The organism is Bradyrhizobium sp. SMVTL-02 (assembly GCF_051853005.1).
GTDB lineage: Bacteria > Pseudomonadota > Alphaproteobacteria > Rhizobiales > Xanthobacteraceae > Bradyrhizobium.
This window is the reverse complement of sequence record NZ_CP182469.1, coordinates 1,969,808-1,987,302: the sequence shown is the minus strand read 5'-3', so window position 1 is coordinate 1,987,302 and position 17,495 is coordinate 1,969,808. Positions and strand designations below refer to the sequence as shown.

The 17,495-nt window shown below is 62.4% G+C and carries 11 protein-coding genes; 8 read left to right on the top strand and 3 right to left on the bottom strand.

All coding sequences use genetic code 11. The features are described 5' to 3' along the window. Positions 1–69: 69 nt before the first annotated feature. Entirely contained in the window at positions 70–1,080 is a 1,011-nt protein-coding gene (locus tag ACNJYB_RS09260; protein WP_439373661.1) for an NAD-dependent epimerase/dehydratase family protein, read from the bottom strand. Here ACNJYB_RS09260 and ACNJYB_RS09255 point away from each other — a divergent pair. Both ACNJYB_RS09255 and ACNJYB_RS09250 read left to right on the top strand, forming a co-directional pair. Continuing rightward, complete coding sequence (locus ACNJYB_RS09255) at positions 1,033–2,487, top strand: glycosyltransferase family 4 protein (protein ID WP_439375513.1); 1,455 nt, start codon at positions 1,033–1,035, stop codon at positions 2,485–2,487. The two genes, ACNJYB_RS09260 and ACNJYB_RS09255, sit on opposite strands and share 48 nt — an antisense overlap. A gap of 82 nt (positions 2,488–2,569) precedes the next feature. Continuing rightward, positions 2,570–3,730, top strand: a complete 1,161-nt coding sequence (locus tag ACNJYB_RS09250; RefSeq protein WP_439373660.1) for a glycosyltransferase — start codon at positions 2,570–2,572, stop codon at positions 3,728–3,730. A gap of 11 nt (positions 3,731–3,741) precedes the next feature. Here the strand turns inward: ACNJYB_RS09250 and ACNJYB_RS09245 are convergent, their stop codons facing one another. After that, the gene (locus ACNJYB_RS09245; RefSeq protein WP_439373659.1) at positions 3,742–3,885 is read right to left on the bottom strand and encodes a hypothetical protein; all 144 of its coding nucleotides are present in this window, start codon (positions 3,883–3,885) and stop codon (positions 3,742–3,744) included. Positions 3,886–4,310: 425 nt separating this feature from the next. Between ACNJYB_RS09245 and ACNJYB_RS09240 the strand changes: the two genes are divergently transcribed. The 5 genes from ACNJYB_RS09240 to ACNJYB_RS09220 all read left to right on the top strand — a co-directional run bounded on the left by ACNJYB_RS09240 (position 4,311) and on the right by ACNJYB_RS09220 (position 10,954). Beyond that, on the top strand, positions 4,311–5,540 hold the full coding sequence (locus ACNJYB_RS09240) for a polysaccharide biosynthesis/export family protein (protein WP_439373658.1): 1,230 nt from the start codon (positions 4,311–4,313) through the stop codon (positions 5,538–5,540). Between the two features lie 138 nt (positions 5,541–5,678). Further along, the gene (locus ACNJYB_RS09235; protein ID WP_439373657.1) at positions 5,679–6,992 is read left to right on the top strand and encodes a hypothetical protein; all 1,314 of its coding nucleotides are present in this window, start codon (positions 5,679–5,681) and stop codon (positions 6,990–6,992) included. 33 nt (positions 6,993–7,025) lie between these two features. Then, positions 7,026–8,222 carry a glycosyltransferase family 4 protein gene (locus ACNJYB_RS09230; RefSeq protein WP_439373656.1) on the top strand — a complete coding sequence of 399 codons (1,197 nt, stop codon included), beginning with the start codon at positions 7,026–7,028 and terminating at the stop codon, positions 8,220–8,222. Between the two features lie 57 nt (positions 8,223–8,279). Continuing rightward, positions 8,280–9,491 carry a glycosyltransferase family 4 protein gene (locus ACNJYB_RS09225; protein WP_439373655.1) on the top strand — a complete coding sequence of 404 codons (1,212 nt, stop codon included), beginning with the start codon at positions 8,280–8,282 and terminating at the stop codon, positions 9,489–9,491. A gap of 71 nt (positions 9,492–9,562) precedes the next feature. Beyond that, positions 9,563–10,954: a hypothetical protein gene (locus ACNJYB_RS09220; RefSeq protein WP_439373654.1), complete on the top strand. Its 1,392-nt coding sequence runs from the start codon at positions 9,563–9,565 to the stop codon at positions 10,952–10,954. A 12-nt stretch (positions 10,955–10,966) separates the two neighbouring features. Here ACNJYB_RS09220 and ACNJYB_RS09215 read toward each other — a convergent pair whose 3' ends face one another. After that, complete coding sequence (locus tag ACNJYB_RS09215) at positions 10,967–12,166, bottom strand: glycosyltransferase family 4 protein (protein ID WP_439373653.1); 1,200 nt, start codon at positions 12,164–12,166, stop codon at positions 10,967–10,969. Between the two features lie 856 nt (positions 12,167–13,022). Between ACNJYB_RS09215 and ACNJYB_RS09210 the strand changes: the two genes are divergently transcribed. Further along, positions 13,023–17,378 carry an RHS repeat protein gene (locus tag ACNJYB_RS09210; RefSeq protein ID WP_439373652.1) on the top strand — a complete coding sequence of 1,452 codons (4,356 nt, stop codon included), beginning with the start codon at positions 13,023–13,025 and terminating at the stop codon, positions 17,376–17,378. Positions 17,379–17,495 lie beyond the last annotated feature (117 nt).

Below are 17,495 nucleotides of genomic sequence, written 5' to 3'. Positions count from 1 at the left end.
CATCGTTGAACGAACCACTGCAAGAATGGGCATCCCCGGGCGGCACGCAAGGAGCCGCCGATCGCGGAATCAGAGGCCGTGATACTTGCGGTACCATTCGACGAAACGGCCTAGCCCGTCCGCAATCGACGTCGACGGCGAGAAACCGACGTCACGCTGGAGGGCTGAAATATCGGCGCGCGTCTCCAGCACGTCCCCGGCCTGCATCGGCAGCAACTGGGGGATCGCGGGCTTGCCGATGATCTTCTCCAGCGTCTCGACGAACTCGATCAGATTGACCGAGCGGTTGTTGCCGATGTTGTAGACGCGATACGGCGCATAGCTCGAGGAATTTTCGGGCCGCTCGGCGTTCCACGCGGGATTCGGCACCGCAGGCCGATCGAGCGTGCGGATCACGCCTTCGACGATATCGTCGACATAGGTGAAGTCGCGCCACATGTCGCCATTATTGAAGATCTTGATCGGCTCATTGGCGAAGATCGCGCGCGTGAACAGCCAGGCGGCCATGTCGGGCCGGCCCCACGGACCATAGACCGTGAAGAAGCGAAGGCCGGTGACCGGCAGCTTGTGAACATGCGCGAAGGTGTGCGCCATCAGCTCGTTCGCCTTCTTGCTCGCGGCGTAGAGGCTGACGGGATGGTTCACCGAATGCTCGGTCGAATACGGCAAGGTGCGGTTGGCGCCGTAGACGGAGCTCGACGAGGCGTAGACGAGATGCTCGAGGCCATGGCGCCGGCCGGCCTCGAGCACGGTGACGAAGCCGTCGCAATTGGCGCGGATGCTGGTGATGGGATCGTCGATCGACGCACGCACGCCGGGCTGCGCCGCCAGATGCACGACGCGGTCGGGCGAGACCTCGTCGAACACGCGCGTCACTGCGGCGAAATCAGCAAGATCGATCTCGTCAAATTTGAAACCAGGACGGTTCTCGAGCGTTGCAAGACGCGCACGCTTCAGCGCCGGATCGTAATACGGTGTGACAGCATCGATGCCAACGACTTGCTCGCCGCGCCCCAACAGCCGTTCACAAACATGCATCCCGATAAAGCCGGCAGCACCGGTCACGATCACTGGCCGCAAAGTCGTCACCTCGTTGATTCCGCGCATGCAATGCCAGACCAGGACACGAGAGGCAAGGTTTGGACGATTGCGACACTCATCACATCAGGCGTCCATGTAAGCGCATCGAAATGTGTAGGAAACATGATGGCGCCATGCATCGCCGCATGCTATCGGCCTCGCGAAGATGCTCGGACGATAGCGCCGACTGTGCTACACGTCATGGATCGCCTCTTCGGCGCGAAAGACTTGAGGCAACGCTCGCGCCAGACGCTCACCAAGAACAAGTCCCCCACCAAGAAAAGATCGGCTTTGAAACTTTCCATCAACGGCAGGTTCCTGTCACAATCGCTTACGGGCGTGCAGCGCTACGCCGCCGAAATCGTCAAGGCGATGGACCGCTTGCTCGCGAGCGGAGAGGCTCCACGACGACTTTTGGACGCAGAGTGGCAGATTCTCGCGCCACCAAATGCGCAGTCGCTTTCCGGTCTTCGCCGCATCAAGATCAAGCAGGTCGGATCATTGCACGGCCACGCGTGGGACCAGATCGACCTCGCGCGCGCAGCCGCCGGCACGCGCCTGATCAGCCTCGCCAATTCCGGCCCGGTGCTCCATCGCGACCATCTGGTCGTGATCCACGACGCGCAGGTTTTCAGACGGCCGGACTTCTTCAGCTGGCGCTACCTCGCCTTGCATCGGACGCTCGACCATTTGCTGGCCCGGGCCGCAACGATCGCAACAGTTTCGGCTTTTTCGCGCAACGAACTTGCCGACGTGCTGTCGCTGGATCCCGCCTCGATCCCGGTCATCCCGAACAGCGCGGAGCACTTCGCAACCGTCGCACCGGATTTCTCGATCGTCGATCGACTGCGTCTTGCGCCCCACCAGTTCTTCCTGTTCGTCGGCTCCATGACGAAGAACAAGAATGTCGACACCGCCGTTCGCGCGGCCGAGCGTCTCGGCCGCGCCGATTTTCCGCTGGTCGTGGTCGGCGGCGACAACAGCAAGGTTTTTGGCGGCGGTACCACCGAGACGCGAAGCGGGATCGTGGTCGCCGGCCGCCTCAAGGACGAGGAAATCGCGGCGCTGTTCGCCCGGGCAGCAGCGTTCGTTTTTCCGAGCCTTTACGAGGGCTTCGGCATCCCTCCCCTGGAAGCGATGTACTTCGCCTGCCCGGTGATTGCGAGTTCCGCCGCGGCGGTGCGCGAGACCTGCGACGATGCCGCCGTCTATTTCGATCCGCTCGATGCGGACGGGTTGTCGGCGCGGATGCACGAAAGAATTCAACTCGGCAGGATTTCACCTGCGGAACAGGAGAGGCAGCGAAAGCGTCTTGCAACTTATTCCTGGGCCAAGTCGGCCGCAGCAATGCTCGAATTTCTCGCCAAACCGGCTCCGCAAACCGCACCGGGGCGCCTCGTACAATGAGGCGGCCCAAATATTGCTGCTTGGCGGCGCTAGATGCGTTTCCGCAAGATCGGGCGCCTGCAAGTCAAGGAAGGAATGACCGTTGTCCAGCGGCCTGAAAATACTGCATGTCGCCGAGACGGTCAGAGGCGGCATCGCGACCTATCTCAACGAGTTGCATCCGCATCAATGCGCCAGCTTCGGCCGCGGCAACGTCAATTATGTCGTTCCGTCCGACCATCGCGGCGATCTGGTGAACATCGAGGACGATGCCGTCACCACGTTTCCGCGCGAGGGCCGCAACGCGCTCGGCCTGTTTCGCATGCTGTTCGCGACGATGCGCGCGGTGCGGCAGCTGCGGCCCGACATCATCCATCTCCACTCCTCGTTCGCCGGGCTCGTGGTGCGCCCGGTGCTCTGGCTGACCTATCGGCGTTCGCGGATCGTCTATTGCCCGCACGGATGGGCGTTCGGCCGCGAGACCGGCCGCCTCAGCCGCGAGGTCACGAGGTTCACCGAACTCGTGCTGTCCAAATTCACCGATCGCATCGTGTGCATCTCGGAGAGCGAGCGGACCGACGCCACACAGCTCGGAATCGCGGCGAATCGCCTCGTTCTTGTGCACAACGGGATTTCCAGGCAGCGTCCCGTGCTCGACCAGAGCGCAGCGCCGTGGCGGTCGGAGAAGATCAAGGTCCTCTTCATCGGACGGCTCGACCGCCAGAAGGGGTATGACCTTTTGATCGAGGCGGCGCGTGCGCTCGGAAATACGCTCGACGTACGACTGATCGGCGCTTCGGTCATCAGCAAATTCCGCCGCAGCGACCTGCCGGCCAACGTGACATTTCTGGGCTGGATGAATCGCAACCAGATCGAGGCCGAGCTCGACCAGGCCGACATGGTCGCAATTCCGTCACGCTGGGAGGCATTTGGGCTGGTTGCGATCGAGGCAATGCGTGCCGCCAAACCGATCATCGCGTTCCGCATCGGCGCCCTGCCGGAAATCGTGGAAGACAATGCGACGGGCGTGCTCTGCGACGAGGTCTCGGCCGAAAAGCTGGTCGAAGGTTTTCAACGCGCAACCCGAATGGACCTGCTTGCGGTGGGCCGGGCCGGCTATGAGCGCTTCGCCCGGCTCTACGACATCGAGCAGACGCACCGGACGCTCAGTCAGGTCTATGCCGACATCCTGCACATGCGCCGGAGCGAATCCGGGCAGCAGGCGAAGCTGCAGTCCGACCTTCCAAACAATCTGCGGCCGTGATGACCGTCCGATCAAGCCATCCGGCGGGCATCTTCCCGCGCGAACTCGCCGTCGCTCACCCGGTTGTCGGAGAACGACCAGGCGATTGCAGACGCAACGATCATCGCGCAGGTGAGAAAGCCTGCCGCGAACACCAGCGATCCGGTCTGCAACATTGTCTTCGCCTTCCCTGTTGTTTGAGCGTGCTACTAGCCGGATCGGGATTAGGAAGGCGTTACGGACGGAAGCGTGCCGCCAGCTTCCGAATCCAAGCGTTAACGGAGGCGAAATCCCGCCGCGGAAATTTCCGCCGGCAACCGATCACGAGGGCAAACGAACCATCATCAGGCATGCGACCAACAAGTTCGACAACAGCCTCAGTCGTGACATCCGTCCGACACGTGTATGACCAGTTTGCAAACTGCTCATAAAACAGAGACCCGTCGCACAGATTTTGAACGGCCATTCTCGCGTGAACCGCAGTTCACAAGTGGCAATAAGGTCACAACCATAGGTGCTTTACCATAGAGTCGAAGACGTAGCAGTGACTCCACAGCACGGGATTTGTACGGTGCTTCCGAAGTTAGACGAGTACGAGGGAATGGCGGTGGCTAAGACCGAACGTTTTTCTTTTCATTTCGGGATTAGCCGAGTCCTGGCAGTTGCTGCGATCAGCGTATCCCTGGCGGGTTGCGCCGGCTTCATTCCCTTGGACGCTCCGGATGCCGTTGCCACGCACACAAATGCTGCGCTGGTCACCGAGCCATCAGCCCCGCTGGCCTATGCCCTGATGCCGGCCAATCCGGCGATCCTCCAGGCGACCAACGCGTTCACGGACTCCTCCGGCAAGGTGTTCTCGCGCCTTCCGGGTGGCAATTATCGTGACGTCACGATCGGCATTGGCGACATCGTCACCGTGACCGTCTACGAGGCACAGGCGGGCGGCCTGTTCATTCCACGCGAAGCGGGCGTGAGGCCGGGCAATTTCGTCGACATTCCGCGGCAGCAGGTCGACCAGTCCGGCAACATCAACATTCCCTATGCGGGATCGATCAAGGTCGCCGGGCTGACGCCGCGCGCCGTTTCGAACATCATCCGCGAGCGCCTCAAGGACCGCGCCATCGACCCGCAAGCCGTCGTCAGCGTCGCCGAACAGCGCGGCAACCAGATCAGCGTGCTCGGCGAGGTCAACTCGCCGCTGCGCTTCCCGGTCGACCCGGGCGGAATTCGCCTGATGGGCGCAATCGCGCGCGCCGGCGGCCCCAAATATCCCTCCTATGAGAGCACGATCACGATCAAGCGCGAGGGCCGCACCTACAACGAGTCGATGTCGACGGTGGTGCACCATCCCGGCGAGGACATCCTGCTGGCGCCGGGCGACGTCGTCTTCCTGACCCGCATTCCGCGCGTCTACATGGCCTTCGGTTCGACGCCGTCGCCGGGATCGATCGGCGGCACCAACAACCGCCGCTTCTCGTTCGAGAACGACAACATGTCGCTGGCCGAAGCCATCGCGAAGGCCGGCGGCCTCGACGGCAACCGCGCAGACTCCAAGTCCATCTACGTCTACCGGTTCGAGCCGAAGCCGCTGCTGGAGAAGATCGGCGTCGACGTGTCGCAATTCCCGACCAAGACGGTGCCTGCCGTTTACAAGTTCGACATGAGCAAGCCCGACGGCTGGTTCCAGGCGGATACGTTCAGGATGCGCGATCATGACGTGATCTCGGTGGCGGAATCGCCGTCGACCGAATTCGTCAAGCTCATGAACCCGCTGAACGCGGCGAGCGTGAACGCGGACAACATCAGCACGGTGGTCGTGAACTCCAAATAGCCCAACTCGGCGCGCTCAATGACGAGCGCGCAGACTGGTCGCCTCTCCCAATTGGGGCCACAGAAGAGGACTAGCCTTGTCGGGTTGACGCGAGCAGGAGTGGATACGAGCGTGACGGAGCAAAAGAGGAAACGCGCGATGCGTCGTTTCCGGACGTTGATATGCGGGCTCTGCGCCGCGGCCGGCCTCGTCTATCCTGCGAACGCGCAGAATGCGCAACCACTCGATCAGCGCTTCCTGCTGGGCGTCGGGACACATCAGGGCCTCGGCGGGGTCACCAGCGCTCGCGGCTACGTGCCCGCGACTGCCATCAAGCAGATGAAGGAGCTCGGGGTCACCTCGTTCCGCGACGACTTGCCCTGGTCGGACTTCGAACTGCCCGGCAAGCGGCTCGGCTTCAATGCCCTGAACGGCCGCCTCGAGACCCAGATCAGGACCAGCGGCGGCGTGCCGCTGCTCATTCTCGGCGCCGGCCATCATCTCGTCCCGAACTCCGATCCGCCGACGACCGACGAGGCGCGCCAGAGATTCGTCACCTATGCCGCGGCGGCCGCGCAGGCGGTGGCCATGCGGCAGCCGATCTTCGAATTGTGGAATGAGTACAATCTCCGGGCGCGCGCAGAGCCGCAATTCACGGTCGAAAACTACGTGACGCTTGCCCACCTGGTGCAGCCCGCCGTCAAGCAGGCGGTCCCTTCCGCGCCCTTCGTGATCGGCGCGCTCGGCGATGATCCGGGCTGGAAATTCACCGACGCGCTTCTGAAGACGGACGTGGCCCACATCGCGGATGGCATGTCGATCCACATCTACAACCATTGCCTGCCGCCGGTCGGACGCACCGCGACCGAAGCGATCGAGCGGCTGGAAAACCTTCATCGGCGCGTCGCACAGGCGACCGGCAAGCCCGACTATCCGATCTATCTGACCGAGACGGGATGGCCGACACCAAGCGCGAAATGTGGCGTCAACGAGCAGCTGTCCGCCGACAACATGGCGCAGATCATCCTCTGGGCGTCGACCGCAGGTCCCTGGCTCAAGGGGATATGGCTCTACGAGCTCAAGGACAGCGGTACGAAGGGCGGCGAGCTCGAGGACAATTTCGGCATCTATCATTTCGACAATTCGCCGAAGCCCGCGGTGTGCTCCATTCGCGATAGCTGGGCCTTCATCCGCAGCAGCCTGAAGGCGACGCGAACCACACCGGCGCCCGGTGTCGTGCAGATCCGCAGCGAGAGCGGATCGGAAACGAAATTGGCGTTGTGGTCGGAGGATTCGTCGAAGCGCTTCGAGGTTCGATTAAAAAATGCAGAACCGAATGCCGAGATCGGCTATGTCTGTCAGCAAGCGCCGAGTTCTGCGCCTGGCGCCTGGACGGCGTTATCGACGACGCCGCTGCTTGTCAGCGTCAAGGGCTCGGCCGTGCCGGATTTCGAGATTCGACCATCGAACTGACGCTACGGCTGGCTGCTGAATCCGGGGCTCCCCTTGAAGATACTGATCGTTAACACGCTCTATCCGCCAGAAATCATCGGCGGTGCCGAAGTGTCCGTGTCGCTGCTGGCGGAAGCGCTGGTCCAGCGCGGACACCAGGTTTCCGTGGTCTGCCTTCAAAACAAGCAGGATCGCAGCGTCGACGACCTCAATGGCGTGCGGGTGTATCGTGTGCCGCTCGACAATGACTACTGGCCGTTCGGCAACGGCAGGAAGCCGTCCTCGGTCCAGCGTCTGAAGTGGCATCTTCAGGATACCTGGAACCGCAAATCCGCGGCGCGCTTCGCCGAAATTCTCGACATCGAGAAACCGGATGTCGTCCACACCAACAACCTCACCGGATTTTCGGTCTCGTTGTGGTCGGAGGTCAAGCGGCGCAAGATCCGGATCGTGCATACGCTGCGCGACTATTCCCTGCTCTGCAAGCGCTCGACCTTGTTTCGCGGCGACGCGACATGCACGCAGCGCTGCACGCTGTGTGCGGCCATGACGTCGCCCTATCTGCTGGCCTCGCGCATGGTCGATGCGGTGGTCTCGAACAGCCAGTTCGTGCTCGATCAGCACACCAGGCTGAAATATTTCCGGGGCACCGACGGCCGCGTCATCTTCAACATCGCCGATCCGAGCTCGGTGGTGCCCTCACCTCCATCGAGCTCGGATGACCTGATCTTCGGGTTCATCGGCCGGATCGAGGCCGAAAAGGGTGTCGAGGTAGTTCTCAAGGCCACCGAGCAGCTCCCCAACGAGGGGTGGCAATTGAAAATTGCCGGAAAGGGACTCGAGGACTACGTGCGGGCGCTCAAGAGCCACAGCAGGAGCAATGTCGAATGGCTCGGCTTTGCCAGGGCGGCCGAATTCTATGCCAGCATCGACATCTGCCTGGTGAGCTCGGTCTGGCCGGAGCCGCTGCCGCGGACGCTGATCGAAAGCATCAACGCTGGCCGGTCGACTATTTGTTCGACGGCGGGAGGGATTCCCGAGATCGCGGGGTTTTCCAACATGGTCGGGTCCTACGAGCCCAACGACCATGAGCGACTGGGAGAATTGATGCTGAAGGCCCTCAGCGAGAGATCGCGCTGGAAAGTTGCGCGCCCTCCACAGCCGGGATTTGCCGAAAGGTTCTCGGCAGATTCAGTGACAGGACAATATTTGGACGTCTATTTGAATAATATTCGCACCAACCGGCAATAAGCCGAAACGGAGATTTCAAAAAGCCATTTGGCTGGGAAAGCTGGACAGACCTTTTCGATGAAGATCCTTATCACGTCATCCCTCTATCCGACGCCGTTGGCTCCGAAGGTGGTCGGTGGCGCGGAAACTTTCGTCCGCCGCCTCGCCGAGACTCTGGTGGGGCGGAACGACAGCGTGGAAGTGATACGTGCTGCGTCCGTCTCAAACCAGCCAACGGAGAGCTGCAACGGCATTGACGTGTATTCGGCGCCCGTGCACAACATCTATTTCCCCTTTGCCAAGCATCACAGCGCGCCCGTGCGCGGCATCTGGCACGCGATCGAGGACTGGCAGCAGATGTCGGAGATCGTCGCTGCGAGGATCAAGGCGTTCAAGCCTGATATCCTGCACTCCAACAATCTCTCCGGGCTGACCACGGCCGTGTGGCGGACTGCGGCGGAGCTCGGCATTCCGGTCCTGCACACGCTGCACGACTACTATCTCACCTGCCCCCGCTGCTCGCGCTTCTCGGACGGACACGCCTGCGAATCGAGCTGCATGAGCTGCCACTTGCTGACCCTTCGCCGCCGCGGGGCGACGAGACATCTGGACGCCGTGGTCGGCGTCAGCCAGCGCATTCTCGACATCCATACCCGGCTTGGTCTCTTCACGCAGACACCACTGAAAATCGTCATTCGAAACGCCTCGACGGCCGACGTCGGCAGCGAAGAGACGGCCATCGTGGACGGCACCGTCACGTTCGGCTTCATCGGCCGGCTGACCGAAGAAAAGGGCATCTACAATCTCATTCGCGCCATCGCGACGCTCCCGCCCGAGCGGATCCGGCTCGTCATCGCGGGGCACGCCTCCGAGAGCCAGCGCAAGCACATCAAGGAGCTGGCTCCGAACGCGCGGATCGAGTATCTCGGCTTCGTGCAGCCGAAGCAGTTTTACGAACAGGTGAACGTCGTGGTCGTGCCCTCGGTCTGGGAAGATCCAAGCCCGCTCGTCGTCGCCGACGCGCAAGCCGCCTGCAAGCCCCTGCTCGGCACCCCCTTCGGCGGCATCCAGGAATCGATCAAGCCCGGTTTGACCGGCTGGCTGACGTCACCCGATCCGGCCTCGATCGCCAAGAGCATTCTGGCGATCATCGAATCTCCAGAGCAGATTCAGGAGATGAGCGGTCGGTTGAAGTCCGGCATTGATAAATGGGCCTTTGACGACGTGGTCACCGGCTATCGCACCGCCTTCGACCAGATCATGCGCAGCCGCAGCATGGCTCGCACCTAGGCCTGACGGACCGAGATGCCGCTCACGCCCCTCGACCTTTCCCCCATGTTCTATTTCGCGCATCGTCAGACATGACCAGCCTGCTCGCATTCGGCAGCTACATCTACCAGAGTGCGTCCGCGATCATTCTGATCTTCGCCGTCAGCCATATCCTCTCTCCGGCCCAGTACACCTCGTTCTCGCTGGCGCTGGCCACGAGCCAGCTGGCCTGCGTCTTCGTGTTCGAATGGCTGCAACTGGCCGGCGTCCGTTTCCTCGCCGCCGCTTGCGGCGCAGAAGCGGCGCGCCTGCGCTTCTCGCTGTTTGCCGCGGGAGGGCTTAGTACGCTGGTCCTGCTGCTCGCCGGCAGCGTGGCGGGCCTGCTGGGCACGCTGCACGCAGGCGTCGTCGTGCTGGCGCTGACGATGGCCGTGCTGCAAGGCGCCACCGACCTGTATTTCATGATAGTGCGCGTGTCGGATCGGCTGGCGACAGCATCAGCCCTGCTGATCCTGCGCGCCAGCGTCCTTCTGGCCGGCGCCGTGGCGGCCGCGTATCTCCACGGCACCGCGGCGTCAACGTTGTGCGGCATCGCCGCGGGCTATGGCGCCGTGCTTCTCGTGAGCCTGCTCGTACATCGCACCTCGCTGCAGCGACCCTCGCCGAATGCCATGCTGGGAGATTGGGGCAATTTCTGCCGCTATGGCATCATGGCCGCGGCCGCCTCCGTCATTCATCTCTCGGTCCCCGTCACGTTGCGCCTGATCGTGATCGCGACGCTTGGCCGGGCCACCACGGGAGCCGCCGGCTTCTCGATGGCGATCGACCTGCTGCAACGGCCGTTCTCCGTTCTCGTGGCTGCCATTCACACCGTCTGCTACCCCAATGTCGTGGTCCAGTTCGAGCGGAGCATCGACGGCGAAGCCCGCAGGACGACCGCCCGCATGCTCGACTTCATCCTCTGTGCGACGATCGTCATGCTGGGCGGGCTGATCGGTCTGCTGCCGAACGCCGCGCACCTCTTCGTTCCGGCGGATCTGCTGGTCGATTTTCTCGGCGCAGCGCCGGTCGCGGCGATCTTCTATTTCCTGCACACCCACCTTCAGGCCACGCTCGCGATCGTGCCGCACCTGACCAAGTCCGCGACGCGGCTGGTGGTCGTCGCGGCGTGCCAGCTGGTGCTGGTGTCCGCGGCAGCTTCGATCGGGGCGCAGCTGCACATATCGGTCGCCGGACAAATCGCGAGCGCGGCACTGGCCACCGCGCTCGTCATCCTCTTCGCCAGCGGCCCACTGATCCGGTTCCGGGCGGCGCCGCGCGCGCTGCTGGTCGTCGAGGCAACCGTCGCGGCCGCCGCGATTGCCATGCTCGCGACAGCCCCGTCAGATTCCCTGCTCTGGCTCGCGGGAAAGATCGCCGTTGCCGGCCTCGCCGTCGTCCTGGTGACGTGGCGAGGCGACCTGCTGGCTTCGGCACGTCGCTAGAGCAAGCCTGGATCAAGCCCTCACCGCGTGGGCCAGCGCAGTGCCGCTGGTGTCTCCGGTCAAGCCGTAGATCCTGAGGGTCTCGTCGACCATCGGCCCGACGCCGAAATATTGCTGGGCGCGTGCAAGGGCGTTGCGCGACAGCGCAGCGCGTGTTGCGGGATCTGCCACTTTCTCGAGCGCCCCCACGAGCGCATCGACGTCCTCGAACGGCACGATGAAGCCCGTCTGGCCCTCGATGATCTGGTCCGTGGCGCCCCCTGCCGGGGTCCGCACGGGAACCAGGCCCGTCGCCATGGCCTCGGCAACGCCGAGCGGGAATCCCTCGAACCGGCTCGGCAGTGCGAACACGTCGGCGGCCCAGAGGATCTCGCGCACGTCGCCCATGAAGCCGAGGAACTTGAAGGTGTCCCTGTCCCTCTCGCCGGCAAAGGCGAACGACTTGATCTCCTTCTCGCGCTCGGCGCCGCCGCTGCCGACGAAGTAGCATTTGATATCGATCGGCGAAGACGTGGCGCTGTCACGGATCTTGCGCGCCGCCTTGATGAGAAGGTCGTGGCCCTTCACCCAGGCGAGGCGCGCCGCCAGCAGGCACATGAACTCGCCCTCAGCTACGCCGAATTTGGCCCGGGCGTCGCGGCGCTCCGCATCCGACGGCGGGCGGAAATGCACGGTGTCGACGCCGCCATATACCTTGGCGATGCGGTTCTTGCCGAACAGCACGTACCGCTTGAGATGCCGGAGCGATTCTTCGGACATCAGAATGAGGGTGTGCGGAAAGAACAGGTTGAAGTACAGGATCTGGACCAGGCTGAACGTCGATTGCGGCGCGTTCTGCACCTTGTCGATGTTCCCGAGCACCGATGGATGATAGGTCGCCACGCAGCGCGCGCCGGTCAGCAGCGACAGCAGCCGGCCCCACATCAGCATGCCGAGCCCATGGACGTTGATCACGGAGATGTCGTTCTCCCGGATCAGCTTCAGGAACTGCATGAAGATCGCCAGCGAGGGCAGCTTGCGAAGTCCGGGAACGACGTGCCACTGCTTGACGGCCGCCGCCAGCTTCTGGCGCTTGTATTCCGACTTCTCGTCCGACCGCACGATGCCGGAGACCAGGTGGATCTGCACGCCACGGGCGTGCAGCCCCGTGGCCAAGGTCTCGCAATAGGATGCAATCCCGTCGTTGCAGTTCACGACCTCAACCAAAAACATGACATTCGGGGCGCCCGACGTGGGATCCTGCATAGGAATGACCTTCTACTCCGTTCGATCAACGAGACCTTACCAGTGCTTAGCGGCAAAATTCGTGCCGTGCCAGCGGTTGCCCGCGACAGTTTTGCGCGCCCAACATATTGGCGTTGCGGATCTGCGACACGCCGTCCGGCATGGCCGCGTCGCTCGAACCTGCGTTCACGCCCCGGCGGTGGGCAGGCTCGACAACCGTATCGCGAATGCAAGGCCCGGTTGTATTCGTCTCGACTCCTCGATGCCCCCGTCCGATCGCGTCGTTCGTTCGACTCCTCTCGCCTTCCGGGGAAGATCATCTCTTGCTCGTTCCGAAGGCAGACGAAAATTTCATCGACATCGACGCGCCCACCACAAAGTCGAGAAGAGACAGAAAAAAATCTCCGAAAGTTCCGTGGCACTGCTTGCCAGCTCCTCGGGAAAATTTGGAAAGCGCGATTCGATTTTGTCGCGAGACCAAGTGTCATATTCGAAGCTTGATCCGTGTTTCTACGACTCAGCGCTGGGCGCAAGAGAAACGAATCTGCTCGCGCGAGAAGCAGATGCGTTGCGATTGGGCATCGGCACAACATCGCTCGAACAACGTCGTTGCATCGCCATCGCGACGTCATGCTGCAAGCACATTAGCATGGTCTGCACAGATGAAGCTCAGTGTAAGCAGAATCGTGCGCCGTGAGCGTCGCGCGGAAAAGTCTCGGCCAGAGAATCTCCGGGGTGCTTCCATTTTTACCGATCTCACCAACTCGAAAAACAGAGATTGGTCGATACGACAGACGCAAGCGGCAACGAACTCTCGCGTTCCAGAAAAGGCTCTGAAATCCCGATGACCACCGCAGCACCAGATCAAACGATCCTGTCGGCGAGCACCTTCATCAGTTCCATCGGCGTCAATGTTCATGTCGGCTATTCGTGGGGGGCCTACGACAACCTCGCCCTGGTCGAAGACGATCTCAAATATCTCGGCGTGACGAAGCTGCGCGGCGGACTGGCAACGAGTCCCGAGGCGTCGCCGATCGTCGCGGGTCTCGCACACGACGGCTACAAGTTCGATCTCGTGGTCCCATCGGGCGTTCCGGCCGGCGGCACCGCTGCGCTTCAGGACTATCTCGCCGCGGTCAAGGAGTTCGCGGCCGAGCACCCGGGCAGCGTCATCGCGATGGAAGGCCTCAACGAGGTCAACATCCAGGAGTTCACCTATAACGGGAGTTCCAGCATCGCGGCCGCGGCCCAGTTCCAGGCCGTCTATTACGCGGCGATCAAGGCCGATGCCGCGCTCAAGAACATTCCCGTCTACAACCTGTCGATCGGCTACAACGACCTCGCCGACTACGCCAACCTTGGCGACATGTCGGGATCGACCGACTATGCCAACTCGCACGCCTATGTCAGCACCGGCCTGACGCCTGAAGCCGCCCTCGAGCAATTGCTCGGTAACGCCACGTCGGTCACCGGCGGCAAGCCGGTCGTGATCACGGAGACGGGCTACACCACCAAGAGCGACACGCCCTATGTCGGCGCCAGCGAGAACGTGCAGGCGAAATCGATCCTGAATACGCTGGTCGACGCATACAAGGACGGCGTCAGCTCCACCTATCTCTATCAGCTGCTCGACGCATCGGGCAGCAACGACCCAACGGATTCCGAATCGCACTGGGGCCTCTTCAAGAGCGACGGAACCCCGAAGCTCGCGGCGACCGCAGTCCATAACCTGACGACGATCCTGGCGGACGAGGGCAAGGGCGGCAGCACGCCGACCGCCTCGCTGAACTACACGCTCGACGGCCTGCCTGCGAGCGGCAACAGCATGGTGCTCGGCAAGAGCAACGGCGCCTATGAGCTGGTGGTCTGGGCCGAGCCCAGGGTCTGGAACGACGCGACCGACACCGAGATCTCGAACCCGACCAGTTCCGTCACGGTGAACCTCAGCAGCGTCCATCACCTGATCAGCGTCTACGATCCGCTGAAGGGCAGCACGCCGGTCGCCACCTACACCGACGTCAGCCAGATCGTGGTTCCGGTCACGGATCATCCCCTGATCATCGAGATCGACGCTCCGACAGGAGGCGGCACGACACCGCCCACCGTGACCGACGTCAGCGGAACCGCCGAGGACATCGTGTCGCAGATGTCGGAGCTGAACGCCTCGACTTCGCTTCAGACCATCACGCTCACCGACACGCATGTTCTTCCGGTCGCCTCGATCGCGACCATGGAGTACATGATCTCGCACTACACCACCGCGCTGGCGGCGATCCAGGGCGGTTACCAGTTCTCCGTCACCAATTCGACCGACACCTGGAGCGTGACCAGGGTCTACGACTCCTCGGCAAGGCTTGTATCGACCAGCACGTCCAACTTCACGAACGGGGTCATCACCAGCAAGGTCACGCTCAATACCGACGGCTCGTCGGAGAACATCGCCTATACCGACGGCAAGATGGTGCGTGACGTCACGGTGTCGCCGATCGGCGACAAGGACACCAAGACCTACGACGCAAGCGGCAATCTGGTCGCGGACCTCGTCCAGAACAAGGACGGATCGTCCTCGAACACGCTCTACACGGCCGGCGTCAAGACCAAGGTCTACGTCACCAACGCCGACCGCACGCACGACAACTACTATTACAACATCACCGGCCAGTCCTATACCGGCGAGCACGACCAGCTCGACGCGAGCGGAAGGCTGCTGTCCGTCGTCCGGACCCATGCCGACGGCTCCATGGCCTACAGCCAGGTCTTCAACAGCGACGGCAGCAAGGTCACGACCCAGTATGACGCCACGGGCCACAAGACCACGGTGATCACCGTCACGTCGACGGCGACCACGACCGACTTCTACACCACGGCCGGCGCGCTCAAGCAGACGGTCGTGCAGACGACCTCCGGCAACGTGACCACGACCAATTACAATGGTTCGCTGCTGGTGTCCGTCTACGTGGTCAATGCCGACGGGTCCAAGGAGTCGAAATTGTACGACGCCAAAGGCGTCATCGCGAGCGACCTGCTTCAGAATGCCGACGGCTCCTCGTCGAACACGCTCTATACGGGGGGCGTCAAGACCACGACCTACGTCACCAACGCCGACGGCAGCCGCGACAACTATTATTTCAACATCACCGGCCAGTCCTATACCAGCGAGCACGACCATCTCGATGCGAGCGGCAAGCTGCTGTCGGTGAGCCGAACGCACGCTGACGGCACGATGGCCTACAGCCAGGTGTTCAACGGCGACGGCAGCAAGGTCACGGCCCAGTACGACTCCACGGGTCACAAGACCTCGGTCGTCACCACGACGTCGACCGCCACCACGACGGACTACTACACCACTGCCGGCGTGCTCAAGCAGATGGTCGTGCAGACGACATCCGGCAACGTGACGACGACCAACTACAACGGCGCGCTGCTGGTGTCGGTCTACGTGGTGAACGCCGACGGCTCGAAGGATTCGAAACTCTACGACTCCAACGGCGTCATCGCGAGCGACCTCGTTCAGAACAAGGACGGCTCGTCCTCGAACACGCTGTACACGGCCGGCGTCAAGACCAAGGCCTATGTCACCAACGCCGACGGCAGCCACGACAACTACTATTACAACATCACCGGCCAATCCTACACGACCGAGCATGACTACATCGACCCCAGCGGGAAGCTGCTACTGGTCAGCCGAACCCATGCCGACGGCTCGATGGCCTACAGCCAGGTGCTGAACAGCGACGGCAGCAAGGTCACGACCCAGTACGACTCCACCGGTCACAAGACCTCGGTCGTCACCGTCACGTCGTCGAGCACGACGACCGACACCTACGACCCGTCATCCGGCGCCCTGAAGCAGGAAATCGTCAAGACGAGCACCGGCACCACCACGACGAACTACAACGGCGCTCTGCTGGCGTCGGTCTACGTGGTCAACGTCGACGGATCGAAGGACACCAAGCTGTACGATTCCAGCGGCAAGATCGCCAGCGACCTGGTGCAGAACAAGGACGGCTCGTCCTCGAACACGGTCTATTCGGCCGGCGTCAAGACGAAGCTCTACGTCACCAATGCCGACGGCAGCCACGACAACGCCTTCTACAACATCACCGGCCAGAGCTATACGACCGAGATCCAGCACCTTACCGCGGCCGGCACGTTGACGACCCTGACCCGGCTTCATGCCGACGACACCCTTGCCTACAAGCAGGTGATCAACAGCGACGGCAGCAAGGTCACCGACCTCTATGACAGCACCGGTCACAAGACGAGCGAGGTGCTCAACGGCACCGACGGGTCGACCACGACGGACGTCTACAATTCGTCCGGTGACGTCAGCCAGCATGTGGTCAAGACTGCCGGCGGCGACGTGACGACGACGAACTACGTGAACGGCTTGAACTCGTCTATCTACGTCGTCAACGCCGACGGCACCAAGGAGACGAAGCTGTTCGACAGCAGCGGCAGCCTGACCAGCGATTACGTACTGAACAAGGACGGCTCGAACTCGACCACCGTGTATTCGTCGGGCGTCAAGACCGCCGTCTACGCCAACAACGCCGACGGCTCGCACGACAACACGATCTACGGCATCACCGGCAAGAGCTACGTGACGGAGCAGCAGCACATCGACCCGTCTGGCAAGATGACGTCGCTCATCCGCTCGCACGCGGACGGCACGCTCGACTACACCCAGGTGATCAAGTCGGACGGTAGCAAGGTCACAGACGTCTACGACTCCACCGGCGTCAAGACCACGGAGACCCTCAACAACGCCGACGGAACCACTGACGTCTTCAAGTTCGCGGTTTCCGGCCTGCCGGGCGCCGTCGAGCACGACAGCTACAACAGCAGCGGGCTGCTCACGATCGACGTGCGCAACACCGACGGCACCCACACGGTCACGGCCGTGACCGCAGGGCTGACAGTAGCCGGTGGCAGCGGCAACGACGTCTTCTCCACGGCACCCGGCACGACCACCGTCATGTTCGATGGCGGCAACGACCAGATCAAGAGCTTCCACGCCGGAACCGCGTCCAATCACGACACGATCGAGATCCTGAAATCACTGGTGGCGGACTACAGCCACCTGCAGATTTCGCAATCGGGCTCGGATACCTTGGTCCAGCTCACCTCGACCGATTCCATCCTCTTGAAGAATGTGAACACGACGACGCTCGATCACGGCAACTTCCTGTTCGTCTGACGCGCAACAGGCCGGCAGGTAAACCCGCCGGCCTGTGACGGCGCGAACACGGATGAAACGACGTCAGTGCGGCCGCATCGCCGCGCCGATGAAGATGATGTCCTCGGCGAGCAGCGG